Source organism: Paenibacillus sp. J31R122 (assembly GCF_056269185.1).
Map to the genome: position 1 here is coordinate 369,304 of NZ_JBWDNM010000001.1, position 24,460 is coordinate 393,763.

General features: G+C 43.6%; 20 protein-coding genes. 16 read left to right on the forward strand and 4 right to left on the reverse strand.

Annotated features, from left to right (window positions below):
• The first annotated feature begins 27 nt into the window (after nt 1-27).
• Nucleotides 28-828, forward strand: coding sequence for an SDR family NAD(P)-dependent oxidoreductase (locus AC0YN7_RS01315; protein WP_475808139.1), 801 nt, complete (start codon nt 28-30; stop codon nt 826-828).
• Between the two features lie 116 nt (nt 829-944).
• Here AC0YN7_RS01315 and AC0YN7_RS01320 read toward each other — a convergent pair whose 3' ends face one another.
• Both AC0YN7_RS01320 and AC0YN7_RS01325 read right to left on the reverse strand, forming a co-directional pair.
• Nucleotides 945-1,322 (reverse strand): RidA family protein, encoded by a 378-nt coding sequence (locus AC0YN7_RS01320; protein WP_475808140.1) that lies wholly within the window; start codon nt 1,320-1,322, stop codon nt 945-947.
• A 96-nt stretch (nt 1,323-1,418) separates the two neighbouring features.
• Nucleotides 1,419-2,798, reverse strand: a complete 1,380-nt coding sequence (locus AC0YN7_RS01325; protein WP_475808141.1) for an extracellular solute-binding protein — start codon at nt 2,796-2,798, stop codon at nt 1,419-1,421.
• 356 nt (nt 2,799-3,154) lie between these two features.
• Between AC0YN7_RS01325 and AC0YN7_RS01330 the strand changes: the two genes are divergently transcribed.
• The 8 genes from AC0YN7_RS01330 to AC0YN7_RS01365 are packed head-to-tail and all read left to right on the forward strand — an operon-like array spanning nt 3,155 to nt 15,321.
• Nucleotides 3,155-4,285 carry an ABC transporter ATP-binding protein gene (locus AC0YN7_RS01330; protein WP_475808142.1) on the forward strand — a complete coding sequence of 377 codons (1,131 nt, stop codon included), beginning with the start codon at nt 3,155-3,157 and terminating at the stop codon, nt 4,283-4,285.
• Nucleotides 4,282-7,266, forward strand: a complete 2,985-nt coding sequence (locus tag AC0YN7_RS01335) for an extracellular solute-binding protein (RefSeq protein ID WP_475808143.1) — start codon at nt 4,282-4,284, stop codon at nt 7,264-7,266. The genes AC0YN7_RS01330 and AC0YN7_RS01335 overlap by 4 nt, the downstream gene beginning before the upstream one ends.
• Nucleotides 7,267-7,269: 3 nt before the next feature.
• Nucleotides 7,270-8,259: a carbohydrate ABC transporter permease gene (locus AC0YN7_RS01340; RefSeq protein WP_475808144.1), complete on the forward strand. Its 990-nt coding sequence runs from the start codon at nt 7,270-7,272 to the stop codon at nt 8,257-8,259.
• Nucleotides 8,260-9,126: a carbohydrate ABC transporter permease gene (locus tag AC0YN7_RS01345; RefSeq protein ID WP_475808145.1), complete on the forward strand. Its 867-nt coding sequence runs from the start codon at nt 8,260-8,262 to the stop codon at nt 9,124-9,126.
• Nucleotides 9,127-9,157: 31 nt separating this feature from the next.
• Nucleotides 9,158-11,215 carry a YIP1 family protein gene (locus tag AC0YN7_RS01350; RefSeq protein ID WP_475808146.1) on the forward strand — a complete coding sequence of 686 codons (2,058 nt, stop codon included), beginning with the start codon at nt 9,158-9,160 and terminating at the stop codon, nt 11,213-11,215.
• Complete coding sequence (locus tag AC0YN7_RS01355; RefSeq protein ID WP_475808147.1) at nt 11,208-13,448, forward strand: DUF5696 domain-containing protein; 2,241 nt, start codon at nt 11,208-11,210, stop codon at nt 13,446-13,448. The genes AC0YN7_RS01350 and AC0YN7_RS01355 overlap by 8 nt, the downstream gene beginning before the upstream one ends.
• Nucleotides 13,445-14,329, forward strand: coding sequence for a carbohydrate ABC transporter permease (locus tag AC0YN7_RS01360; protein ID WP_475808148.1), 885 nt, complete (start codon nt 13,445-13,447; stop codon nt 14,327-14,329). The genes AC0YN7_RS01355 and AC0YN7_RS01360 overlap by 4 nt, the downstream gene beginning before the upstream one ends.
• A gap of 8 nt (nt 14,330-14,337) precedes the next feature.
• Nucleotides 14,338-15,321, forward strand: coding sequence for a carbohydrate ABC transporter permease (locus AC0YN7_RS01365; RefSeq protein WP_475808149.1), 984 nt, complete (start codon nt 14,338-14,340; stop codon nt 15,319-15,321).
• A gap of 53 nt (nt 15,322-15,374) precedes the next feature.
• Here the strand turns inward: AC0YN7_RS01365 and AC0YN7_RS01370 are convergent, their stop codons facing one another.
• Complete coding sequence (locus AC0YN7_RS01370; protein WP_475808150.1) at nt 15,375-16,145, reverse strand: IclR family transcriptional regulator; 771 nt, start codon at nt 16,143-16,145, stop codon at nt 15,375-15,377.
• Nucleotides 16,146-16,358: 213 nt separating this feature from the next.
• Here AC0YN7_RS01370 and AC0YN7_RS01375 point away from each other — a divergent pair, with 213 nt between their 5' ends.
• From AC0YN7_RS01375 to AC0YN7_RS01405, 7 genes are all read left to right on the forward strand, one after another.
• Nucleotides 16,359-16,868 (forward strand): DinB family protein, encoded by a 510-nt coding sequence (locus AC0YN7_RS01375; protein ID WP_475808151.1) that lies wholly within the window; start codon nt 16,359-16,361, stop codon nt 16,866-16,868.
• A gap of 222 nt (nt 16,869-17,090) precedes the next feature.
• Complete coding sequence (cyoA, locus tag AC0YN7_RS01380) at nt 17,091-17,999, forward strand: ubiquinol oxidase subunit II (RefSeq protein WP_475808152.1); 909 nt, start codon at nt 17,091-17,093, stop codon at nt 17,997-17,999.
• 36 nt (nt 18,000-18,035) lie between these two features.
• Nucleotides 18,036-20,006, forward strand: a complete 1,971-nt coding sequence (locus AC0YN7_RS01385) for a cbb3-type cytochrome c oxidase subunit I (RefSeq protein ID WP_475808153.1) — start codon at nt 18,036-18,038, stop codon at nt 20,004-20,006.
• Entirely contained in the window at nt 20,006-20,632 is a 627-nt protein-coding gene (cyoC, locus tag AC0YN7_RS01390) for a cytochrome o ubiquinol oxidase subunit III (RefSeq protein ID WP_475808154.1), read from the forward strand. The genes AC0YN7_RS01385 and cyoC overlap by 1 nt, the downstream gene beginning before the upstream one ends.
• A complete protein-coding gene (cyoD, locus tag AC0YN7_RS01395; protein WP_475808155.1) occupies nt 20,633-20,959 on the forward strand; it encodes a cytochrome o ubiquinol oxidase subunit IV in 327 nt (108 codons plus the stop codon).
• 183 nt (nt 20,960-21,142) lie between these two features.
• The gene (locus AC0YN7_RS01400; RefSeq protein WP_475808156.1) at nt 21,143-22,597 is read left to right on the forward strand and encodes an aminotransferase class I/II-fold pyridoxal phosphate-dependent enzyme; all 1,455 of its coding nucleotides are present in this window, start codon (nt 21,143-21,145) and stop codon (nt 22,595-22,597) included.
• 40 nt (nt 22,598-22,637) lie between these two features.
• Nucleotides 22,638-22,772, forward strand: coding sequence for a hypothetical protein (locus tag AC0YN7_RS01405; protein WP_475808157.1), 135 nt, complete (start codon nt 22,638-22,640; stop codon nt 22,770-22,772).
• Nucleotides 22,773-22,872: 100 nt separating this feature from the next.
• On the opposite strand, the gene pdxR is transcribed toward AC0YN7_RS01405, so the two are convergent.
• On the reverse strand, nt 22,873-24,315 hold the full coding sequence (gene pdxR / locus AC0YN7_RS01410) for a MocR-like pyridoxine biosynthesis transcription factor PdxR (protein ID WP_475808158.1): 1,443 nt from the start codon (nt 24,313-24,315) through the stop codon (nt 22,873-22,875).
• Between the last annotated feature and the right edge of the window lie 145 nt (nt 24,316-24,460).

Below are 24,460 nucleotides of genomic sequence, written 5' to 3' on the forward strand. Positions count from 1 at the left end.
GTGACGGCGAGCCTGAGGGATAGGTATATGATGATAAAACGATCTGGAATTACAATAAACAAGGCGGTGTGTATGTTGACAATGCTGCGCGATAAAGTTGTGCTAATTACAGGCAGTCTGGGTTTCTTAGGACGATCAGCTATCCCAATGTTTCTGGAGAGAGGTGCTGCTTTGTTCTGCTGTGATCGGAACCCGCTTACGATGTTTCCGGACATTGAGCGGCTTCGTGATAAGTACAGTGAACAGCGATTGATTTTCCACCAGGCAGACGTATGTGCTGAAGACCAGGTAATCTCGCTCTTCACCGAGGTTGAACGCAGCTTCGGCAGACTTGACGGCACCTACCATAACGTATATACCAATGTCTGGAAGCCGGCTCTTGAGCTATCGCTGCAGGAATGGGAGGACACGCTCCGAGGAACGCTGACGAGTACGTTTCTAGTGAGCAAGTATGCGCTGCCTTTAATGATCCGATCGGGTGGCGGATCTATCGTTAACACCTCGTCTATTCTAGGACAAATCCCTTCACCGGAATGTCTGCCCTATGGAACGGCCAAAGCTGGAGTTAATCACTTCACGCGCGTAATAGCGCAAGATTATGGGCGTTTCGGCATTCGGGCTAACGTGCTTGTTCCAGGCGATTTCAGCTCGGAAGAGGCGCTAGCCCTGCAATCGGTATCAGAGAAAGAGGCTGTTCGCCGCAACACTTGGATCGGCCGAAGTGGAAGGGCAGACGAGGTGAACGAGGTAGCAGCATTCTTGCTGTCAGATGCTTCTTCTTATGTTACTGGCGCGCTATATGCCGTAGATGGGGGATTTCATTTATAAGAGGGAACCAATGGTATCTCCCTTCTTGACGTGCGAATGACCGCCGACTCGATGATAAGTTTCGGCGGTCATATAACGCAAGCATGAATGATCGAGGTGGGGGGGTATCATATTTATTAATTCGTTCTAAATCTAGCAATTACATCGATTTCTACAAGCAAATCAAAATTTAATTCGCAATAAACAAGTGTGCGCGCGGGATGAGGACGTAGAAATATACGTGAGTAGATTTGATTGAAGAACTCATAATGATTACGATCGGTCAAAAATACATTGACTTTAACAATATCCTCTAATGTTAATCCATGATCGATGAGGATGAGCTCAATATTTTTCACCGTATTAATCGTTTGATTTTCTAGGTCGTCAGCCTTGATTTCTCCAGTTAACGGATTGTTCCCTCCTTGTCCGGATACAAACAGAAGGGAATCCGATCGTGTAGCTGGGGAAAAGGGGATCTCCTCTGTTCCATAATTTTGTTTATTTATATTCAATTGTCATGTTCCTCCCCGCCATTTGCTAGTCTTCACTTGAATATGGTGAGGCTGACAAGTTTAATTGGGGCAGCCTCACACTTATCACTTGAAAGATTACCAGCCTAAAGCTTTACGAGTTTCTGTGGCTTTCAAATTATAAGCTTCTATAGCAGGTATCAGATCGCTTAAATTGCCGCCGTTCAGGAGCATATTGGAAATAGGCCCATTAACCGTACCGACTAAATTACCAAGATCAACTGTACGGGGATCGCTTGAGAAGCAGCACATATCGGCATTCATCTTAATGGCGTCTACATTTTTCCCTTTCCACATAGCCACTTCATTGTAATAATTGTCTAAAACAGGATCTTTGACAAACGCGTTGGATCCGGTCTCGATAAACTTCTTCTGTGCTTCAACATCGAATAAGAAGCTTATGAATAGGAACGCTTCTTCAATATGCTTCGAAGCTGTAGGTATTGCTATTGATCCCGCCTGATGGACGGTAGCTTGCTTAACCTTGCCCTTTGGCATTGGTAGAACATCCCATTCGAAAGTCGCTTTATTCAAGCCTTCCAGATACCAGTCAGCACCGACAAAAAACAAGACGTTACCATTCAAAAATGCTTCCGCTGGATCTCCTGGCATTCCTAGAGATTTTGCTTCTTCGGCATTTGGTTGGATATGCCACTTCGTTGTGAGCTCCTGGACCCATTTCAAGTCTTCGAGCACAGCGGGTGTATGCGCGACGCTTTGTGTAGAATCGCTATTCATATACCGCCAATTCTCGGAGCTTCCATTGGCCATAGTTATAATGTCGCCTAGCTGCTGTAAGCCGTACCCGCCCCAATCATTATTGGCTGTATTGGTAGCTTTTTTGGCCATTTCGAGGAGATCCTCATACGTCCAGTCGTTGCTTGGCATCGTCATACCGTATTTATTCATAAGTTCTTTGTTCACAACGATCCACATTGGAATATCTGAATAGGGTACAGCATATTGTTTACCGCCAGTTTCGAACGATTCAAGCAAATTATCAACCGTTTTCGCATTTTGGATTCTTTGATCCTTCTCGATATAAGGCTTTAAATCGACTAATAAATCGCCTGACATCCACTCGGATAGACCATTATCAACAAAAATGAGGTCGGCTTTTTCTCCCGCGATGACGTTTTTGATAATATAACCGTCGATCTTGGAATTGGGTTCTATGGTGATCCAGGGATACGTTTCTTGGAACTTGTCAATTACGGCTTGATAGGTGCCGACATTCCATGTCCATAATGATAACGTTACTGGATCTTTCGGCGTATCTGGCGTTGGGGTTGGTGCCGGCGTTTGTTCAGCCGCTTTAGTCGGTGCTTGTGTTGCTGCCGGGGAGGGGCTTGGATTGTTGTTGCCTGAGCAAGCGGATAATACGGGAAGAAGGAAAAGGAGCAAAGTCAATCCTATCAGGGTATTACGATTGCGGAAATGCTTCCATCTTGCTTTCATAATAATCGCCTCCATTTAATTAACTTTAAAACTGACACTGCTGCCGCTTCTAGAAGTAGCCTGCAGTCTCCCCCCTTTATATGATAACGCTTACGCCAGCCAAGAAAATACTGGAAGACGCTCTTGCTTTGATTTTAACATGACATTTTTTCATGTCAAGGAATTTTATTCATGAACGTGATTTTATTTCAGGTTGTATTAAATGGACAAATCTATCAAAAATAAAATGTCTCATTTGTTCGCATCATTAACTGTACATTGTCATAATTTTGTATTTACGAAATTGGTAGGTTTTGCTATTATAATTTATATACTTGAAAAAGATTCACGAAATTGAATATCGGAGGTGATCGTGAATGGGAAACGTATCTTTTAACCATGTATACAAATATTACAAGGGGGAAGCTGAGCCATCGGTTAACGATTTTCATCTAGATATAGCTGACGGGGAGTTTCTTGTTATGGTTGGACCTTCCGGATGCGGCAAGTCTACAACTTTAAGAATGCTCGCCGGCCTGGAGGAGGTCTCTAAGGGTGATATTTATATAGATGGAAAATTTACGAACTATGTGTCTCCCAAAAACCGTGATATTGCGATGGTATTTCAAAATTATGCCCTTTATCCGAATTTATCTGTATACGAGAACATGGCGTTAGGCTTGCAGCTTCATAAAGTCGCGAAAAGCGATATCGACTTACGTGTGAATCGGGCAGCCAAGATGCTGGAAATTTCACATTTTCTAACGAAGAAGCCCAGCCAATTATCCGGTGGCCAAAAGCAGCGCGTTGCTTTAGGACGCGCACTTGTCCGTGAGCCCCAAGTTTTCCTGATGGATGAACCGCTATCTAATCTGGATGCCAAGCTGCGGACACAAACAAGGATGGAAATCAGCAAGCTGCATAGTCAGCTCAGAACGACGATGGTATACGTCACGCACGATCAGACGGAAGCGATGACGATGGGGACGCGTATTGTCGTTATGAAGGATGGGAAAATTCAGCAGGTTGCTCCTCCTCAGACCTTATATGACTATCCCAAAAATCTGTTTGTAGCTGGTTTTATCGGGTCGCCGCAGATGAACTTCATTAAAGGAGCAATTGTGTCCCAGGATGACGAGTTTTTCTTCGAGTCGAGACGATTGAAAATGAAAATTCCGCAAAGCTTCTACCCTCATCTAAGGACGGCAGACACAAATTTACGACAAGTGGTAATGGGTATCAGGCCGGAATACGTATTATGTGAAGAGTGGGCGCTTGAGAAGTTTGCGGACTGGACAGTCTCCGCAATCGTTGATATGCGAGAACCAATGGGCTCGAATACGTTTCTCTATACTATGTTGGGGAAGGACTCGATGGTGCTTCGCACTGAGGCACATACTCCGATTCAATCAGGAGATTCGATACGCATAGTACTTCGAATGGACAAAGCTCATTTCTTTGATCAAGAAAGCGGAATATCGTTGGCGGCGCAGGGGGAGTATGCATGATGAGCCGGACCGTGAACAGATGGATCGTCATGTTTGGATTTATTGGTGTTTGTATTCTATTATTTGCAGCATGGCGTTCGTTGCAGGGGAAGCCGGAGAACTATCCCGTACCTGCGGCAAATGATATTCAATTGTCGGATTATGAAGTTGTTCACGGACCACGGTCCTATATGCAGCTGACAAGCGGTGATTCGTACACGGGGCAGAAGCTTCCGGATAATGTGAGTCTGACGATTTTGGCGGCTGATTATACAGCTGCTTCATCAGAGGCAGATCTCTCGCGCCGTCAGGATAAGTCGAAGAATGCGAATGTAATCGATTGGAATAATGCCAAAGGCTGGATCGAATGGAATGTCAAAGTTCCAGAGGACGGATTGTATGATTTAGTCATCGACTATTCACCGCTTAGAGAAAGCTTCTCGCCAATTAATCGAGGTATTCAGATCGACGGCGTATATCCATTTATTGAAGCGGAAAATATTAAGCTGCCCCGTTATTGGAAGGATGGAAAGTTTCCTTACGCTAGTAATTCGATTGGCAACGAAATTCGCCCGATTCCGGTCGAACTGATTGATTGGAATGCCATAAGAGCGGCGGATTATTCGGTCTCTTCAGAACCGCTGCGCTGGTTGTTAACGAAAGGAAAACATACGATTCGAATGGTGGGTGTAAAAGAATCGCTATCCTTGAATTCGCTTACATTCGTTTCTCCGGAAAAAGTACCCTCCTATGCCGAATATTTAAGCGAGCATCCTTCTAGTAATATATCGAATAATTGGTTTCAGCTCTATGAAGCAGAGCAATACAAAAGGAAATCCGCGATTAGCATTCGTGCGTTAAGCGTCGCGGAGCCGTTCATCTCTCCCGATCCAAAAGGAAGACTGGTGTATAACGCGATCGGCGGTGATTATTGGAAAAATGCCGGAGAGCAGCTGGAATGGGAAATATCTGTTCCGAGATCTGATTATTACGCAATTGATATGAAGTATTTTCAAGGCTATAACGGGAATGCAAATGTATACCGGACAATAATTATTGATGGGAAGGTGCCTTTCCAAGAAATGCTCCATTACCGTTTCAAGTCGAATAATACTTTGGAAATTAAGCCGCTTGTCGATCCCAACGGAAAGCAATATCTGTTTTATTTAACGGAAGGCACGCATCGCTTGTCTATGATAGTGGATAGCTCGCCTGTCCGTCCGGTAATTGCCGCGCTGGGCGAAATCAACACGCGGCTGTCAACGATCGAACAGGATATTCGTCTTATTTCCGGTAATTACGGTTATGGTACCGATCAGAATCTGGATACAGCACGGGTTTGGGAAATCACGAGGTACGATCCGGAGATGAAAGCGAAGCTGCAGTCGCTGCAGCAATATTTGAGCCGTGTTCGAAATTATTTACTCGGTTTAAACCAAGGGGTTACAGATCCATCGACCGCGTTAAGTGCAGCGGCAAGCCGGGTCGAGGAGCTTCTGGAGGACGTGGATAACATTCCTAATGATATTAACGCTTTTTCAAATATTAAAGCAAACATCAATAATTGGATTAAGCCGATTGAAAGCGGGGCGCTGCAGCTCGATTATATAGTTGTGCGTACACCGAATGCCGATTCGGGATTAAAGGTGCCGAATTCATGGGATAAAATGAAGTATAGTACTGTAAATTTTATGCGGACATTTGTCCAAAAGTATGACACGAATGAAGTAAATGACGATGACGCCCTAACCATTTGGGTAATGCGCGGACGGGATTATGTGGATTTGCTTCAAATTATGATCGAGCAGGAGTTTACACCGAAGACAGGAATTAGAGTGAACGTTAACCTTATTCCAAACCAGAACGTACTCATGATGGGCAATGCGGCTGGCGATCAACCGGATTTGGCGCTTGGTGTAGGTATGGAGACGCCTGTTGAATTTGCAATGCGCGGAGCGGCGGAGGATTTATCGCATTATCAAGGCTTTGAAGACGTGTTGAAACGGTTTAATCCAGGTGTGATGCGCTCGTACAAATATGATGGCAAAATATACGGCTTGCCAGAAACTCAAATGTACAACATGCTGTTTTATCGCACGGATATATTAGAGCGTCTGGAGATCGAGCCGCCGGATACATGGGAGGATGTTATTGCCATCCTGCCTACCCTGCAGGAGAACGGCATGAACTTTATGTATCCGAAGCTAACCATACATCAGGACAATGTCATCACCTCTAAACCGGATTTTATTATGCCTTTTTATCAGCATGGCACTGAGTTTTTTACATCAGACGGCTTAGAGCCTCAGCTAACGAGTCTGGAAGGTTTGGCCGCTTTTAAACAATGGACAGAGTGGTTTAGCAAATATAATTTACCGAAGGATGTGCCAGTCTTTTTCAATCATTTCCGTGCTGGGGATATGCCGGTCGGAGTCGGTGATCTTAATATGTATGTTCAATTAATGACAGCCGCTCCTGAGTTGACTGGACATTGGGCGATGCTGCCGCTTCCTGGGGTTAAGCAGCAGGATGAGACTGTCGCTCGCTGGGCGCCGCAATTAACGACATCGGCACTCATCATGAAGAAAAGTGATAAAAAAGAAGATGCGTGGAAGTTTCTAGAATGGTGGACTTCTGTTGAAGTCCAAAGCCGATATGGGACCGATATCGAGTCATTCGCGGGTATTGCGTATCGCTGGAATACGGCCAATACGGACGCGCTGCAAAATCTGCTCTGGGCCGAAGATGACTTAAGCATGCTGAATGAGCAAGCTAGATGGGTGAAAAATATGCCGTATGTTCCCGGTTATTATTTCTTGGCTCGGGAGATGGATTTTGCATGGAATGATACGGTCGTTACGGGAGATCCACTAAGAGAAGCGCTTGAGAAGTCTCAGCTATCCTTGCTGCGGGAGATGAAGCGTAAGCAGGATGAATTCGGGATTTCTTCGGACTATGATTTGCAGATAACGCCATATGACCAGCCATATAGAAGGGAGTAAGCCATGGAAACTGTACGTAAGTCGGGGATTGTGAAGTCGCCCTTAGCCGGACCGAAGAAGGCTTCCCCTTTATATGCGCAGCGTATCAAACAGTTTTTGAAGGAATGCTGGCGTGATCGGTTATCGTATTTGTTTCTGGCGCCTTTCTTGATCTGTTTTGCTTGCTTTATCATCATTCCGGTCTTTGTAGCTGCCTTGCTCAGTGTGACAACTTTCAACGGATTTGAGTTTCCACGATTCGTTGGATTCAGCCAATTTATATACATGCTGACGCAAGACGTTGTGTTTATGAAATATACGCTGCCGAACACGTTGAAATTCGCGATAATTGCAGGTCCGGGTGGCTACCTGCTATCTTTTGTTTTCGCTTGGCTGATTCATCAATTGCCGAAGAAGATCCGAGACTATTTTACACTTGCCTTATATGCGCCCTCCATGGTGGGTGGAGTCGCTTTATCGGTTGTTTGGGCAGCTACCTTCAGCGGAGACCAGGTCGGTTATTTGAACAATGTGCTGCTGCGATTTGGTTTTATTGAATCTCCGCATCTATGGCTGCAGGACCCGAAATATTTGATGACCGTTATGATTGTTGTCACGTTATGGACCAGTATGGGGGTTGGTTTTCTGGCCATGCTCGGCGGCTTGCAAACCGTTAATACGGAGCTGTACGAAGCAGGAAGAATCGACGGAATAAAGAACAGCCTGCAGGAAGTGTACTACATTACGATTCCGTCCATGAAACCGCAGATGCTGTTCAGCGCAGTGATGGCGATTGTCGGCACACTGAAGGCGGGGGCCATCTCCACCCAACTGACTGGTCTCACCATAACGCCCAAATATGCCGGCCACTTGATTACCAATCATATCGATGATTATGCATTTATACGGTATGAATGGGGCTATGCATCCGCTTTATCGGTCGTTCTGCTCCTTATGAGCTATGGATTATGGAAGTTTTGCTTTGTACTATTTGGTTCAAAGGGGGAGCAATAAATGATGTATTCAATGCGAAAGCTGCGGAAAAACTTCTCGTTCCCTCGTATTTTATTAATTACTTTCCTTACAGTTATAGGAGTATTCATGCTGTTGCCGATCATCTTTCTATTCAATCACGCGTTTAAGCCTCTTAATGAGCTGTTTTTATTTCCACCGACAATACTGGTGAAGCAGCCTACCTTACGCAACTTCGAGCAGCTTTTGCTGCATTCCTCTTCGGGACTTGTGCCTTTCACTCGTTATTTGTTCAACAGCGCAGTAATTTCAGCCATCTCCACAATAGCCGTCATATTAGTGAGTACGATGGCAGGTTATGTGTTGTCGAAGCATCGTTTTCACTTCAAAACGATTATTATGGGACTTATTTTGATTTCTCTCATGTTCGCGCCGGAAACGGTAGCGATTCCGCGCTATTTAGTTATTAGCGGTTTAGGACTTAAAAACAGTTATTTTGCGCATATATTGCCATTTCTTGCTTCACCGGTCGCCGTTTTTCTAATGAAGCAATTCATCGACCAAATACCGCCCTCTTTGACGGATGCTGCCAAACTGGATGGCGCGACTGACATGTACATTTTTACGCGCATCATTATTCCATTAACAGCCCCGGCTGTAGCGACCGTATCAATTATTACGTTCCAAGCCGTCTATTTGGACGTTGAAACCTCCACTTTCTTCATGACGAAGGAAACGATGAAGACGTTGGCTTATTATGCGACGGCATTGACGGTTAATGTACCTGGTGTTGCTGCAACAAGTCTCGCTGCCGCAATAGGTCTTCTCATGTTTTTGCCGAACCTAATCATGTTCTTATTTTTTCAGCGAAAAATGATTCAAACGATGCTGCACTCGGGTGTGAAATAAGATGGGGCAACAGAGAGGGGGCCTGTCGAAAATGAGCCGTATGCGAAAAGGATTAGTTAATCTGAAAATAAAAGTTGTATCGTTATTGTGCCTGCTTTGCTTGCTCTACCCATCCATTAGCTCCGCCGAGCCGCCATATGTGACAAAGTATGTGGATCAGTCTTCCTTCGGGATACAGTACATGGTTCAACCGGTCTATTTGCCTAAGAAGGTTATAGACGGAAATGACATGGAAGTGCCTCTTAACGTGCCAAGTGATTTGTTTGTCGCGGACAATGGAGATGTATATATTGCGGATACGGGCAATAATCGTATCGTACAATTTAATGAACAAGGCCAATATATTCGAAGTATTGGTGAAGAGGATGGAGACGGCAAGCTTAACCAGCCGGAAGGTGTGTTTGTTGCTAAAAATGGCACCATTTATGTGGCGAATACAGCTGGGGGAACGATCGTAAGTTTCACGGAGGATGGACATGTAGAACAAGTTTACTCCAAGCCGGTGTCGAAGGTGCTGGGGGATGACTACCATTTTCTGCCTACTAAGCTGGTCGTGGATGCTCGCGGTGTGATGTATATCGTTGTTAAGGATACGCATCAAGGATTACTTCGTATGAATCCGAAAGGTGACTTTACTGGTTTTTTCGGGGCGAATAAAACAAAGCTGACATGGTTGGATCGTTTGAAGAGATCAGTACTATCGAAGGATATGCTTGCTAAAGAAACAGCTAAACGACCAAATTCGATTCAGAATGTGACGATCGCGGAAGACGGCTTTTTATTCACAACGAGCTCGGGCAGGGTTAATGACGGGCAAATAAAAAAGTTGAATGCCGGAGGTTTTGACTCGTTTCACAATAAAGAATTTTATGAATATTCTCTGGTTGATACAGCGATGGATTCTCGTGGCTTCTTATATGGAATAGATCAGGATAGCGGATATATCACCATATACGATCCAACCGGAGTAGTGATGTACTATTTCGGCGGCGCGGATAAAGATGCTCGTCAGCTTGGAACAGTTAGCTTTGCATCCAGTCTTGTCGTTAATGCAAACAATGACTTATGGGTAGCGGACAGCGGGACGAATCTCATTCATGTTTATAAACGAACGAGCTTTGGCGAGACGTTTCTAACGGCAGCTCATTATTATTTCGAGGGCGATTATGAAGCGAGCAGAGCTTATTGGGAAGACGTCATCAGAGATAATGGGATGTTGAATATTGCATACAATGGGCTCGGAAAAATTGCGCTGCATGAACAAAATTATGAGGCAGCGTTAGACTATTTTAAGCAATCATATGATGCGGAAGGTTATTCGGACGCCTTCTGGAGCATACGTTACGAGTGGCTGCAGAGTTACTTCTTCATTGCTTTGCTTGCACTGATCGCCTTGATCGGGGGATTGTTCTTTTTATTGAAAAAAGCGAAAGCATTCGCCAGCAGTCGAACATGGCCGCCTAAGGTGCGGCAATATGGAAACGAGATCAGAGATGCGCTGTATCTAATCATTCATCCGTATAATGGATTTTATCGACTAAAAGAACGTAAAATATCCTGGTTTGTCATCATTCTTATACTATTGCTGGCGGTTGGCGTTCATATTTGGTCCGTATTCGGTTCCGGATTTATTGCCCGTCCTTATAATCTTGCTTGGTTCAATCTTAGATTTTCGATCATCATGCTTATCGCGCCATGGTTCACATGGGTAATCGCAAATTATTTGGTAAGCTCCGTCAAGGGCGGCGAGGGGCGTTTCCGGGAAGTGCTTCAAGCAAGCACCTATGCGATAGTTCCTTTTATCGTTATGTCGATACCGGTCATTCTAATTTCCAACATTTTAGTGCTTGAAGAATGGATCGTGATTGATTTAATTAATCAAATCAAGTGGCTGTGGATCATTTTACTCTTATTCGTAATGACTCAGGTCATCCATAATTTCGATTTTATTGAAACTTTTAAAAATGCGGCAATTACGTTATTTACCATCGGAGTTATGTGGGTGTTTATTCTTATTTTTATCGCGCTTGGCGTCAATCTATTCGACTTCTTCAATCAGGTGTACCGGGAGGTGACTTTCTATGGCTAGAAGGTTATGGCCGGCCAGCAGACGATGGCAAATCGTTTCCGTTGTCGGTGCTGTCGTCCTTATAATCACTGCAGCCGTTATAGCTCTGCTATGGGATCACCGCCCATCCATTCAATCGATGGGGATAAGCGCGCCCACTCCCGATCTGATCTCGGTTGTACAAGGGGAACAATGGCAGGCGCAGGCTGTTGATGCTGATGGCTTCGGCCAAGTAGCGAACAACGAGCATTTCACATTGTCACTAGACCCTCGTACAAGCCAAATCACTATCCGCGACAAGCAAAGCGGTTATGTGTGGAGAAGCAATCCAACTAAAGATCAATTGGGAAAAGAAACAGTTAAAGGGGTGCTGCTCGCTAATCTGGACTCCCCCTATATATTGGAATATGTAGCAGGCAGTCAAACGAGGCGATTGGTTAAAAACTCGGTGGATCCGAATATTACGATAAGTTATACGCTTATGGGGAAAGACGGGATTCAAGCAACCTATACGTATACGGATTTGCAATTGTCATTTGTCATTCAATATCTATTGACTGAACATGGACTAGAGGCGCATATACCTACTGAAGGAATTCTTGAATCGGGCGACAATAAAGTATTTGCGATTAATCTGCTTCCTTTCTTCGGAGCGGTCTCAGCAGAGCAGGAGCCAGGCTACTTATTCATACCAGACGGACCGGGCGGACTTATCTACTATAATCGCGAACGGCCGGCAAATATAAGAAGCTATGAGTTTCCTGTTTATGGAGATGATGTAGCAGGCTTGAAATCAGTCAAAACGCTGCGGGAGGACATTAGCTATCCAGTTTTCGGATTAAAAAGAGGGGACCATGCATTTGCGGCGATTCTGAAGGAAGGACAATATACAGCATCGATTAAAGCGCTGCTGCCTGGAAATATATCCAGTTATCATACCGTTAGCGCGAATTTCAGTTATAGACAAGAGTATGGCCGTAGAGTCAGCGGAATTACGGAAGAGGTCGTCATTACGGTTCAGAAAGAGCGGACGCATCATGATCGCAGTGTGGAGTATCGATTGTTATCCGGGGAGGATGCGGACTATGTCGGTATGGCAAATAGTTATCGTGAGTATCTGAAGGAGAATGGGAAGCTTGAGGGTCAATTGCCGCCAACGGATCAATTACCCATTCAATTATCCATCTTAGGGGGCGGAAAGAAGCCCAAATTTGGCGGCAGCCGATATGAACCGGCGACTACCTTCAATCAAGCTGAACAAATCGTCAAAGATCTGATCAAGCATGACGTAGCCAACATTCGATTAACCTATCAAGGCTGGCAAAACAGCGGACATATTCAGACCGATGACCGATTCCCGGTCGCATCTGTGCTTGGCGGAAATGAAGGTGCGAAGCGATTTGTTAGGAGCATGCATGATAATGGCGTTAAAGTCTTTTTCGAAGATTTCATAGCCTGGAGAAACTCAGAAGCGTCTTCCTTTGATATTAAATCGGATGGCATACGCACCATCGATTCAACTGTATTGCAAAATGAATGGTCAGGTCCGAATCCGTATACGCAATTCATCGTCAATCCGATCGAAGACATTCGTGAAGAGAAAGAAGCCATCGATGAGCTGAAGGAGCTTGGGGTTGACGGCATTCATTTTGTTGATGGCCCTGGTAATCTCTTGTTCAGTGATTACAACCCGGATGCGCCGCTTACAAGGAAGGAGACGGCTTATTATTATGATGCACTGCTCAATTACGCCCGTAAAGAGCTGGGAACGGTTGGTGTATATCGAGGGTTCGACTACACCTTAGACCATGTTGGTTTCATCGAAGGGCTGCCGTTTGATTCGAGTAACGACATTATCATTGATGAGACAGTCCCGTTTTACCCGATGGTCATGCACGGGATTATTGAATATACAGCGGCAGCTGCGAATTTACGCGCGGACTATGATGTGGGATTGCTTAAAGCGATAGAATACGGAGCTATTCCATATTTCAAGCTCACTTTTTCGGAGAGCCGTGTACTGAAAGAAACAGATTATGAATTTGTATACAGTAGTGAATATGCAATCTGGAAGGATCGAATTCTGGATGAGTACGAGAAATTCAGTCAGCTAGTCCCAATTTATCATCAGCGAATGATCGATCACGCGAAGGTAGCGGAAGGGGTCTACATGACGACGTATGAGGATGGCACAAGCGTTAGGGTGAACTACAATACCAAACAATTTGACGTGATGAAGGGGGGAGTAAGATGAACAGCGCGAAGGAACGACGCAAAGGCTTCTTCTTATTCCGCCTGAGGGAATACGGCGTCGGCTATTTGTTTATGCTTCCCTGGATCCTCGGATTTTCCTTGTTTGTCGCAATCCCTGTCGGCTGGTCTCTGTATAACAGCTTTAATTCACTGTATTTCAAGAGCGGAGGATTTACTTATACTTGGGTTGGCTTAGAAAATTATAGAAGAGCTATATTTGAGAACAGCGCCTATCGGATTGAGCTCATCACGTTATTTCAAGAAATGATCATCATTATTCCTTTAATTCTTATTTTCTCATTCTTCGTCGCTTTAATGCTGAATCAAAGATTTCCCGGACGAGGAATTATGCGTGCTATCTTCTTTCTTCCCGTTATATTTGCAACCGGCCAAGTGCTGACGGAGTTGTTCGTACAAGGTGCAGGAGAGCTGCCTTTTATCGAACAATACAATATAGACGCGCTTATTAACGAAAATTTCGATGAGCGAACCGCAAAGTCGTTAATTGACATTCTAAGTCAAGCTGTCATTATTTTGTGGTACTCCGGTGTACAAATTTTGATTTTCATCGCTGGCTTTCAAACCATTCCGAAAACCATATATGAAGCGGTTCGGGTAGATGGCGCATCGCCTTGGGAAAGCTTTTGGAAAATTACATTTCCAGCAATGACGCCCTTTATCGGTTTGAACGCGGTTTACACAATTGTTGATTTGTTCACATTTCCATTCAATCCTGTCATGGAAATTGTGAAAAACAATATGTTTTCTCCAACGACGGGTTATGGTTACGCGAGTGCCATGGCATGGTCGTATTTCGCCTTAATACTGCTGCTGCTTGGAATAACACTAGGTCTGACCTATCGTGCGACGAAAGGAAAGTGAGTATTGCGATGAAGATAGAGGAAACAATCAAGCAAGTCAAGGTGGAAATGTCGCGAACCATTGCGAGCCGCAGATCACAGCAATTGAAGCAAGTACTGCTCGGTCAAAATATAAATGATGGATTTATCGCGAAATTGATTATAATTTTGCTGCTGATGGTGATCGCTTTTCTCTACGTAAAACCCATTTTGTATATGATTTCAACCAGTATGAAGAGTGTCGCTGATCTCATAGATCCGATCGTTCAGCTCATACCTCGTGAGCTTTACTTGAAAAATTACTCGGATGCATGGAGAGGGCTTCAATATGTGGAAGCTTTCGCCAACACGTTCATCATCGCCTTTTTTGGCTCCTTGTTTCAAGTGCTTTCCTGCGCTATAACTGGATATGCGCTCGCACGTCTGCAGTTTCCTGGGAAAAATATCTTTTTCTTGCTCATTCTCATCACATTTCTCATTCCGCCGCAAATTACTATTATTCCGCTCTATATGATTTATGATAAGCTCGGCTGGTTAAACACGCCATTTGTCTTTCTCGTCCCCGCTCTGTTAGGTCAAGGCATGCGCGGTGCATTATTTATTATTATTTTTCGTCAATTTTTCCTAGCACAGCCAAAAGCGCTGGAGGAGGCGGCTAAAATCGACGGGGCTTCCATCTTCCGTCTATTTTTCCGGATTATGATGCCGCTTGCTGGTGCTGCAAGTCTAGTCGTGTTTTTATTCTCATTTGTTTGGTATTGGAACATGCATTATGAAGCATCTATGTTTTTGAGCAAGGACTTTACCCCTCTATCGTTGAAATTAAGCACGTTGTCGCAGGAATTAATGGGCAATAAGGCGATGGTTTATAGTGTAGCCTTTGGAACAGACCCTATTTCTGAAGGCCCTAAAATGGCAGCCGCATTCCTGATTATATTACCGCCGTTGATTGTTTATTTTGTAGCTCAGCGTTGGTTTACGGAAGGTATCGAACGAACAGGACTAGTTGAATGAGAAAGGCGCGGCGGTTTATTCAGAAGTGAATAAACCGCCGCGCCTTATTCTAATTAATGCTGCTGATAAACCTTGCTGCTTAATTCCAAGCAAGCTCGTTTGATCCAATCATGTACATTGCCCCACATCTCGCCAGTTATGCGGACAACTGGAATGGAAATACTGATGGAAGCTGCTGCCCTGCCCTCAGCATCTAAGACTGCCCCAGCTATGCAATGTACACCGTCAACCGTTTCACCCATGTTATATCCGAAACTTTGCGTTCTCACTTTGTCTAGTTCTTTCAATAGATCCGGAAAAGTAGAGATTGTTTTCTCCGTTACCTTCTCAAGTTGATCGGTCGGGTAAATTTCTCGGAGATCCTCCATCGACATATCCGCTAATAATATTTTGCCGGATGCTGTGGCATGGAGCGGTAAGGACGTCCCCACACTGTGATTAAAACGAAGAGCATGAGTACTTACTTTCTCTCCAATATAATGAAGCTGATCTCCCGCGCGAATCGCCAAGCTGACCGTCTCGTTCAAATCATCGATAATTTTTTGTGCAATTTGATAAAACTCTCCGGTTAAACTCGTATTTCGCATATAGCCTGAGCGAATGGCAAATAGCTTGTATCCAATGCGAAACTGTTTTTTTGACCTATCGGTTTCTAGGTATCCTCTGTTTAACATGTTTTGAAGAATGAGATACGTGCTGCTTGGTGGCATATTTAAACCTTTAGCAATTTCAGTCAAATTGTATGACTCTTGTTCGCCAGTAAAAAGTTCAAAAATGTCAAGCACACGGTCTGCAGATTTTACCTTCGGTGATTGTTGACTCATTATACAGATCCACCTTCCGTAGAAAAAGTTTCATAGATATGAAACGTATATTTATTTTACCTCAATTGGTTCAAAATGTCGATATGCTCATTTGATATACCAATTAGATTGACTATTAAAGGCAGATTTCCATCAAAGAGGGAGTAAAAAATTGTATCAGGCTATAGTAGCTTGTTATGGTTGAAATTACCATTCAATTATGGAGGTGATAGTATGGATGATTTTGAACAATTTTTAGTTACAACTAGAGAGCGATTGTTAAATGAGATTTCATCCCTAAATGACGATGAATTCAATCGTACATTTGAGATAAATAAGTGGAGTATAGCTCAGGTTTGTCATCATTTATTGAAAACGGAAACTTTGTTCAGAAAGGCAATTTTATTCGGGCTTGATCAAAGGATTCTAACCAAAACAGAACGAAAACCTATTCAAATTGTGTTAGATATGTCTGAGAAGTATCCAGCACCTAAGATCGCAGAACCTAGTTCAGGACCTTTTCAAGTACCGCAGATCATTCAACTATTAAGAGACTCAAGAAATAATTTTATGGGTGTTCTTGATAAGATTGATGATAAGTCCATTTTGAAGGAAATAGCCGTGAATCATCCTCGGTTTGGTGACTTGCCATTAGATCAATGGGTCGAACTGTTATATTTACACGAGCAACGACATATAGAGCAAATAAAAGATCTAAAAGCACTTAACTCATACGAAAGTTAAATAAGCTTTATGATTGAATTGACCTTAAAGGCATGTTTACGTCATATGACGGAGACATGCCTTTTTGCTTGTGGCAAAAGATTGTCAACTTTGTCACCGTTTATTGAACTTGGCTGGGTACTTGTTAGGAATGGTGGTTGGTGACACACGAACACTTCCCCATTAATGTTAGACGTGCTTGTTAATTACTTACGCATGTAGAAAGGATAGGAGATGACAAACATGAAAACACCCAAAGCACTTCGCTGGTTCGCATCCTTATCAATACCTGTGCTGCTGCTCTTGATTGCAACTGGGTGCTCAGAAAGCATAGTCGTGCTTGATCCCAAAGGGCCGATTGCCGAACAACAGCGTGATTTAATGGTGATCTCAACTGTATTGATTTCCGTTATAATCGTCCCTGTCTTGATTCTTACCGCGATCATTGTGTGGAAATACCGCGATAAAAAAGACAGAAAGGCGAAATATACGCCAAACTGGGAACATAACACGAAGCTGGAAGTAATTTGGTGGGGGATTCCGATTATTATTATTGCCGTGTTGGCCGTTATTACTGTGAAGTATACGTATGATCTTGAGCCATCCAAGCCCCTTGTTTCGGAAAACAAGCCGTTGACCATTCAAGTGACTTCGCTGGATTGGAAATGGTTGTTCCAATATCCGGAGCTAGGAATTGCAACTGTGAATTACATCCAGATTCCGGAGGATACACCGATCCGATTTGAGATTACTGCGGATTCGCCGATGAACTCCTTCTGGATTCCGCAGCTCGGAGGTCAGATTTACGCCATGTCTGGCATGGCTATGACACTTCATTTACAAGCAGATGAGCAAGGGGAATATTGGGGTTCCGGTGCTAATTTCACGGGAAAAGATTTTGCGAAAATGTATTTTGATGTGAAAGCAACTACGCAGGATGAGTTTGATATATGGGTGAATGAAATTAAAGTCTCGTCGCCAGTGTTGACGTTAGACGGGTACAAGCAGTTGGCAAAACCTGCCGCATCGGATGTTAAAACTTTCTCAGCTTTCCCAGAGGGTTTGTTTGAGATGACGGTTACAAAGTATGCGTCATCGCACAATCATGGATTGAGTTCGAAAGAAATACAAGAAATCCAGGTAGAAGAGTAATGGATTCAGAATGAATAGGTAAGGAGAGAAACATTCATGTGGGAAAAGGTGAAGGACTTTGCCTCGGATTTCTTTGTGACTGGAGATCCAATGATTTACGGCGCGGATGTCAGTATTGCTCTTACTGTCATTGCGATTGTATTCGCATTAACTTATTTCAAAAAGTGGATTTGGCTCTGGCGTGAATGGTTAACAACAGTTGATCATAAAAAAATTGGTATTATGTATATTATTTGTGCCTTTCTCATGTTATTTCGGGGTGGAGTAGACGCACTCTTAATGAGGGCTCAGCTAGCTGCACCGGAGCTGGAGTTTTTGACTCCGGATCATTATAACCAGATTTTTACGACACATGGTGTCATTATGATTTTGTTTATGGCGATGCCGTTTATGTTCGGTCTGTTTAACGTAATTGTTCCGCTGCAAATTGGAGCGCGTGATGTGGCATTTCCATTTCTGAACGCGCTTAGTTTTTGGCTTTTCTTTGCTGGTGCGATGTTGTTTAATTTATCATTTATTATCGGAGGATCACCAGATGCGGGCTGGCTGGCCTATCCGCCTTATTCAGAAAAAATGTTTAATCCGGGTGTTGGACAGGATTTTTATATTTGGGGGATACAGATTTCAGGAATCGGTAGTTTGATGACGGGTGTCAACTTTATTGTGACCATTCTGAAAATGCGTGCTCCGGGCATGAAATTGATGAAAATGCCGATGTATGTTTGGTCCGTTTTTTCCAGTTGTATTGCCATTATCTTTTCTTTCCCAATCTTAACAGTTACTTTGGCGCTGTTGTTTCTAGACCGCTATGCAGGCGCGCATTTTTTCACCTTGGACGGCGGTGGAAATCCGATGATGTATATCAATTTAATTTGGATGTGGGGACACCCTGAGGTTTATATTATCGTATTGCCCGCATTCGGGATTTTCTCAGAAATTGTGTCCACTTTTGCGAAGAAAAAGCTGTTTGGTTATAAATCAATGGTGTACGCCATGTTAATTATTAGCTTTCTGTCCTTTTTAGTGTGGGCGCATCATTTCTTTACGATGGGCTCAGGTGGGGATGTCAACGCATTTTTCGCGCTTACGACGATGCTGATCGCAATACCAACAGGCGTTAAAGTATTCAATTGGCTGTTTACGATGTTCCGAGGAAAGATCACATTCGAGACGCCAATGATGTGGACGATCGGTTTTATTCCCTGCTTTATAACAGGAGGAATGACTGGCGTTCTTCTGTCCGTAGCGCCGGCAGATTTCCAGTTCCATAACAGCTATTTCCTTGTTGCGCATTTTCATCATGTCATAATTGGCGGTGTGGTGTTTGGCTACTTCGCCGGCTTGTATTATTGGTGGCCAAAGCTGTTTGGCTTTAAGTTGAACGAGCGTATTGGTAAATGGGCATTCTGGTTCTGGAATATTGGATTTTACTTATGTTTCATGCCGCAATACGTACTCGGCTTAATGGGTATGACTCGTCGAGTAGCTTCATACGGATGGGACAAGGGGTGGGCGGATATGAATATGGTATCCACCATTGGAGCCGTTTTGATGGGCATCGCCTTTTTGTTTCAAGTATGGCAAATTGCATATAGCATCAAACATCTTAAAAAAGATGTAACGGGTGATCCTTGGAATGGACGTACGTTAGAATGGTCGATCCCTTCTCCTGCACCTCTTTATAACTTTGCAACGATACCACAGGTTTCTGCTCAGGACGAGTGGTGGGAAGAGAAGCTTAACAGGGAAAAAGGCCAGTATAAGCCTGTGTCAGCGTTAGAACCGATTCATATGCCTAAAAATTCTGGTATTCCATTTGTGATGTCGATGTTCTGGTTCGCTACAGGATTTGGTTTTGTGTTTGATTGGTTATGGTTAGCTATTCCAGGATTAATAGGGGTAGCAGTTTGTATGCTTGTTCATTCCTTTAACTATGACAATGATTATTATATTTCAGTGGCAGAAATCAAACGAACAGAAGCTGCGGCAAGGAAGGTGATGAACTGATGGCTCAAATACACAATTCTAAGCTTGCAGATCACCCGCAGCTTCATTCGGACCACGACCACCATCCAGATATCGAGGAAATGCGTACATTAGGGTTCTGGATTTACTTGATGACGGATGTCATTTTATTTGCCACATTGTTTGCTACCTATGTTGTCCTTCAATACAATACAAATGGAGGGCCTGGTCCTAAAGATCTGTTTCAGATGGGCGGCATCATCGCAAGTACGTGTATCCTGTTAACGAGCAGCTATACGAGTGGGCTTGCAACGCTAGCCATGAATAAGGGGAATCGCAAAGCTTTAATAGGTTGGCTTGGTGTTACGGTACTGCTTGGAGCAGTCTTCATCATTTTGGAAATTAATGAATTTATCCATTTGGTACATGAAGGAGCCAATATGGGCACCAGCGCTTTTTTATCCGCTTTCTTCGCGCTGGTCGGAACCCATGGGCTGCATGTGGCGTTAGGATTGGTTTGGATGATTGCGATCATTATTCAACTGGCCAAGCACGGCATTACGCCTGTTACGAAGCGCAAAGTCAATGTAATCAGCCTATTCTGGCATTTCTTAGATGTTATTTGGATTTTTGTCTTCACCATTGTCTATTTGATGGGGGTGAAATAGATGGCACAGTACGATACAACGAAGCAGCATGCCGAGTCGCATGGTTCCGTAAAATCATATACAATTGGATTCTTTTCCTCACTTGTATTAACATTTATCCCACTTGCTGTCGTAATGAACGGTTGGTTTGAGGGGAAGGTAAGCACGGTTATTCTTATGACGGCCGCTGTTCTGCAGTTAGTTGTTCAATTGATATTTTTTATGCATTTACGCGAGGAAAAAAAGCCACGCTACAATTTGATGTCACTTATTTTTGGTATAGTCATCATGCTTCTTATCGTTGCCGGCTCCATGTGGATCATGTTGTTTAATATGGTAGCTACGTGATACTGAAAGACTGGATGAAACACGCCTAGTTAGGCGTGTTTTTTGTCATGCAATAAGCTGAGTGGATGGGTTAATTGTATGAGGGAGTGGATGGTTACAAATGTACAGAGGTCGTTTAGCATTTTATATAGAGGCAGAGGAACGAATAAGAAAACATTTTTTATGTATGAAAGGATGAGCAGCATGAGTCAGCAACTAACACCTCTGTTTACTGCTTTGGTCAGACATGCAGAAAATAATCCGATACAGTATCATATACCAGGTCACAAAAAAGGTAGAGGCATCGATCCAGAATTCCGTGCTTTTGCAGGTGACAATATCCTTTCTATCGATCAGATCAACATTGTTCCATTGGACGATCTTCATCAACCGGAAGGGATCATTAAAGATGCGCAGCGGCTGGCTGCGGAAGCTTTCGGAGCGGACTACAGCTTCTTTTCCGTTCAAGGAACGAGTAGCCCGATTATGACGATGATTATGACAGTCTGCTTAGAAGGCGATAAAATTATTATTCCTAGAAATGTACATCGATCCATTTTGACCGCGATCATCTTTTCTGGGGCGATACCCGTTTTCATCGAACCGTTCAAGGATGAGAAGTTAGGCATTGAGCATGGCGTAACTCTTAGCTCCGTTCAATTGGCGTTAGAAGAGCATCGTGATGCCAAAGCCGTACTGCTAATAAACCCAACCTATTATGGGGTGAGCGTCAATCTTAAGGAAATGGTTGAACTCATTCACCGGTTTAATATTCCTGTTCTTGTTGATGAAGCTCATGGCACACTCATTCACTTTCATCCTAAGCTGCCGATGTCAGCTATGGAAGCTGGTGCTGATATGGCCGCGACGAGTGTCCATAAACTAGGCGGATCCTTGACTCAGAGCTCAATCCTGAATGTAAAGGGTGAACGAATCAACCTAAAACGCGTCAAAACGTTACTAAGTATGCTGACAACTACTTCAACGTCCTATATATTGTTGGCTTCCCTTGATGCAGCTCGTAGGCAATTGGCTATACGCGGACAGGAACTTGCGGAAGAAGCCATTGAACTGGCTTCGTATGCAAGGACCGAAATTAATAAGATTCCGAATATATATTGTTTTGGGAATGAAATTTTAGATTCAGAGGGCGCGTATTCTTTTGATGTGACAAAGCTATGTATTCATGTCAAAAATCTAGGAATGACCGGCTTCGAAGCAGAAAGCTGGCTGCGGGAGCAATATAATATAGAGGTGGAATTAAGTGACCTTTATAATATTCTTTGTTTGGTGACGATTGGGGATACAATGGAAACGATATCGCCATTAATACAAGCCCTGTGTCAAATGAGTGAACCAGCCCGTATACAAGCTAAGGAGCTGACGGATATACAGACATTGATCCCACAGCTGCCTGAGCTTAGACTAACACCAAGACATGCTTTTTATTCTGAAACGGAAACTATACCTCTTAGGGATGCGGTGGGCAGAATAATGGCCGAGGTTATATACGTATATCCGCCAGGCATTCCCGTCTTGATTCCTGGAGAAGTCATAACAAAGAACAACCTTCATTACATTGTTCAACATTTGGAATCAGGCCTGCCTGTTAAAGGACCTGAGGATCCTACTGTTCATTCGATAAAGGTTGTCAAATAGGAGGTATACGGATGAAAACAATCGAAGGAGGAGATCAGTTATGCAAGTGCCGATAAGTGTTTGGATCGTATCAGCAATCGTTATTATCGGTTTGTCATGGGTAACTATATGGATTACGAATAAAGCATACTCGAAGAGATGGGAAGATCACGATGACCGTATCGATGGTCAATAAAGAATACTATTTTTGAAAATAAAGGGAGTATAAGTTCATCTTATATTCCCTTTATTTCACCGCGAAACGAGCTTATGACGCCAGAGGACGGCGACAGTCTTTACGCTTGTGTAAGGATAGTACGAAGCGCTTCTGCAAAAATAGCTATCCCCGCATCGATTTCTTCCGCTTTTGGTCTAGAGAAGTTGAAACGAACATAATCAGCATCAGATCCATAAACACTGCCAGGTACAAACACAACTCCTCTTCGTATACACTCTTCCAGTAACTTGCTTTCATTAAACTCAGGAATGATTTTACACCACAGATGTAGACCTCCTTGGGGAACCGTAAACTCTATCTGCTCAGGCAGTTCTTTACGCAAGGCATCGATAATTAAATCTCTTTTAAAGAGCAGATTCATTCGTAATCGATCCAAATGAGGATCAAAGTATGGGGACTGAATAAACTGTGTTGCAATCCGCTGCGGAACGACACTAAGACCGAAATCCATTTGCTGCCTTGCATCGGCGAGTCGGCTAACCACTGAATTAGGAGCCACCATCCAGCCTATTCTTAGACCTGAAGCTATTGTCTTCGAGAGAGAACCGATATGTATGACAGAGCCATGCGTATCAAAAGATTTTAACGGCATTGGAGGTACTCCATTATAAGCAGTCAGGCTGAAAGGATCGTCCTCCACAATTGGAATTGCTAAGTTGCTTGCTATATCCAGCAATTTATTTCGCCGCTCGGGATCAATGTAAACGCCGGTTGGATTTTGGAAATTCGGATTGATAAAAATCATTTTGATTTTATGCTTTTTATACAAAGCTTTAATATCCTCAGGATGGATCCCTTTACTATCCACGGGCAGCCGAAGTAATCGCAGACCAGCGGATTGAAACATAGGCAAGGAGTAGCAATAGGAAGGATCTTCTATAGCTACCGCATCACCAGGGACGAGCAGGCATTGCGTAATTAAATACAGTGACTGTTGAGACCCCGAAGTAATGAGAATGGAGGAGTCTGTCGTGTTGATGTCCCGGTAATCCTTCAAATACTGAACAAGTGCTTCCCTTAGAGGGATATAGCCCTGTGGGTTGTCATAGCCTAAATGCTCGGAGAAGGGACTTTCACTTAATAAAGTTTTGATTTCCTGATTTGGTGATAAATCAGTAGCTAATTCCCCGCTAGCAAAGTCAATTAGTTCATCGTTTTGTTGCAGCGCTTCCCTGATACGGCGCAGGAAAGGCACATTAGGAAGAAAATTCCCTCCATCGACATAGCGATGCCAGTTAGGGGTATGTTTCGGCGTTGCGCCCCATTTGTGCTTACTTACCCTAGTTCCGCCGCCCGACCGACTTTCGATTATTCCAATAGCTCGAAGTTCTTCGTACGCAAGAATGACCGTGCTGCGGTTTACTTCTAATTGCTCTGCCAACTTTCGTTCGGAAGGAAGCAAACTGCTAGGAGGAAACTCACCGTATGAAATTCTTGTCTCAATGTTATCAGCGATTTGTTGGTATAGCGGTTTTTTATTGGAACGGTCAGGCTTCCACATGACGTACACCCCTTCCTTAATCATTTTGTATTTAGTATAACATTTGCTAGACCAGCAGTTTTAACTTCTAAATAGAAATATTTGACGATTGAATTACGAATTGTACATATGGATGGTTCTAATTGATATAACTTGGATGGTTTCA

Bases quoted from the DNA above. Each gene is read 5' to 3' on its own strand.
- AC0YN7_RS01315 (WP_475808139.1), top strand. From the start codon at position 28: ATGATGATAAAACGATCTGGAATTACAATAAACAAGGCGGTGTGTATG.
- AC0YN7_RS01325 (WP_475808141.1), bottom strand. From the start codon at position 2,798: ATGAAAGCAAGATGGAAGCATTTCCGCAATCGTAATACCCTGATAGGA.
- AC0YN7_RS01330 (WP_475808142.1), top strand. From the start codon at position 3,155: ATGGGAAACGTATCTTTTAACCATGTATACAAATATTACAAGGGGGAA.
- AC0YN7_RS01335 (WP_475808143.1), top strand. From the start codon at position 4,282: ATGATGAGCCGGACCGTGAACAGATGGATCGTCATGTTTGGATTTATT.
- AC0YN7_RS01340 (WP_475808144.1), top strand. From the start codon at position 7,270: ATGGAAACTGTACGTAAGTCGGGGATTGTGAAGTCGCCCTTAGCCGGA.
- AC0YN7_RS01345 (WP_475808145.1), top strand. From the start codon at position 8,260: ATGATGTATTCAATGCGAAAGCTGCGGAAAAACTTCTCGTTCCCTCGT.
- AC0YN7_RS01350 (WP_475808146.1), top strand. From the start codon at position 9,158: ATGAGCCGTATGCGAAAAGGATTAGTTAATCTGAAAATAAAAGTTGTA.
- AC0YN7_RS01355 (WP_475808147.1), top strand. From the start codon at position 11,208: ATGGCTAGAAGGTTATGGCCGGCCAGCAGACGATGGCAAATCGTTTCC.
- AC0YN7_RS01360 (WP_475808148.1), top strand. From the start codon at position 13,445: ATGAACAGCGCGAAGGAACGACGCAAAGGCTTCTTCTTATTCCGCCTG.
- AC0YN7_RS01365 (WP_475808149.1), top strand. From the start codon at position 14,338: ATGAAGATAGAGGAAACAATCAAGCAAGTCAAGGTGGAAATGTCGCGA.
- AC0YN7_RS01370 (WP_475808150.1), bottom strand. From the start codon at position 16,145: ATGAGTCAACAATCACCGAAGGTAAAATCTGCAGACCGTGTGCTTGAC.
- AC0YN7_RS01375 (WP_475808151.1), top strand. From the start codon at position 16,359: ATGGATGATTTTGAACAATTTTTAGTTACAACTAGAGAGCGATTGTTA.
- cyoA (WP_475808152.1), top strand. From the start codon at position 17,091: ATGAAAACACCCAAAGCACTTCGCTGGTTCGCATCCTTATCAATACCT.
- AC0YN7_RS01385 (WP_475808153.1), top strand. From the start codon at position 18,036: ATGTGGGAAAAGGTGAAGGACTTTGCCTCGGATTTCTTTGTGACTGGA.
- cyoC (WP_475808154.1), top strand. From the start codon at position 20,006: ATGGCTCAAATACACAATTCTAAGCTTGCAGATCACCCGCAGCTTCAT.
- cyoD (WP_475808155.1), top strand. From the start codon at position 20,633: ATGGCACAGTACGATACAACGAAGCAGCATGCCGAGTCGCATGGTTCC.
- AC0YN7_RS01400 (WP_475808156.1), top strand. From the start codon at position 21,143: ATGAGTCAGCAACTAACACCTCTGTTTACTGCTTTGGTCAGACATGCA.
- AC0YN7_RS01405 (WP_475808157.1), top strand. From the start codon at position 22,638: ATGCAAGTGCCGATAAGTGTTTGGATCGTATCAGCAATCGTTATTATC.
- pdxR (WP_475808158.1), bottom strand. From the start codon at position 24,315: ATGTGGAAGCCTGACCGTTCCAATAAAAAACCGCTATACCAACAAATC.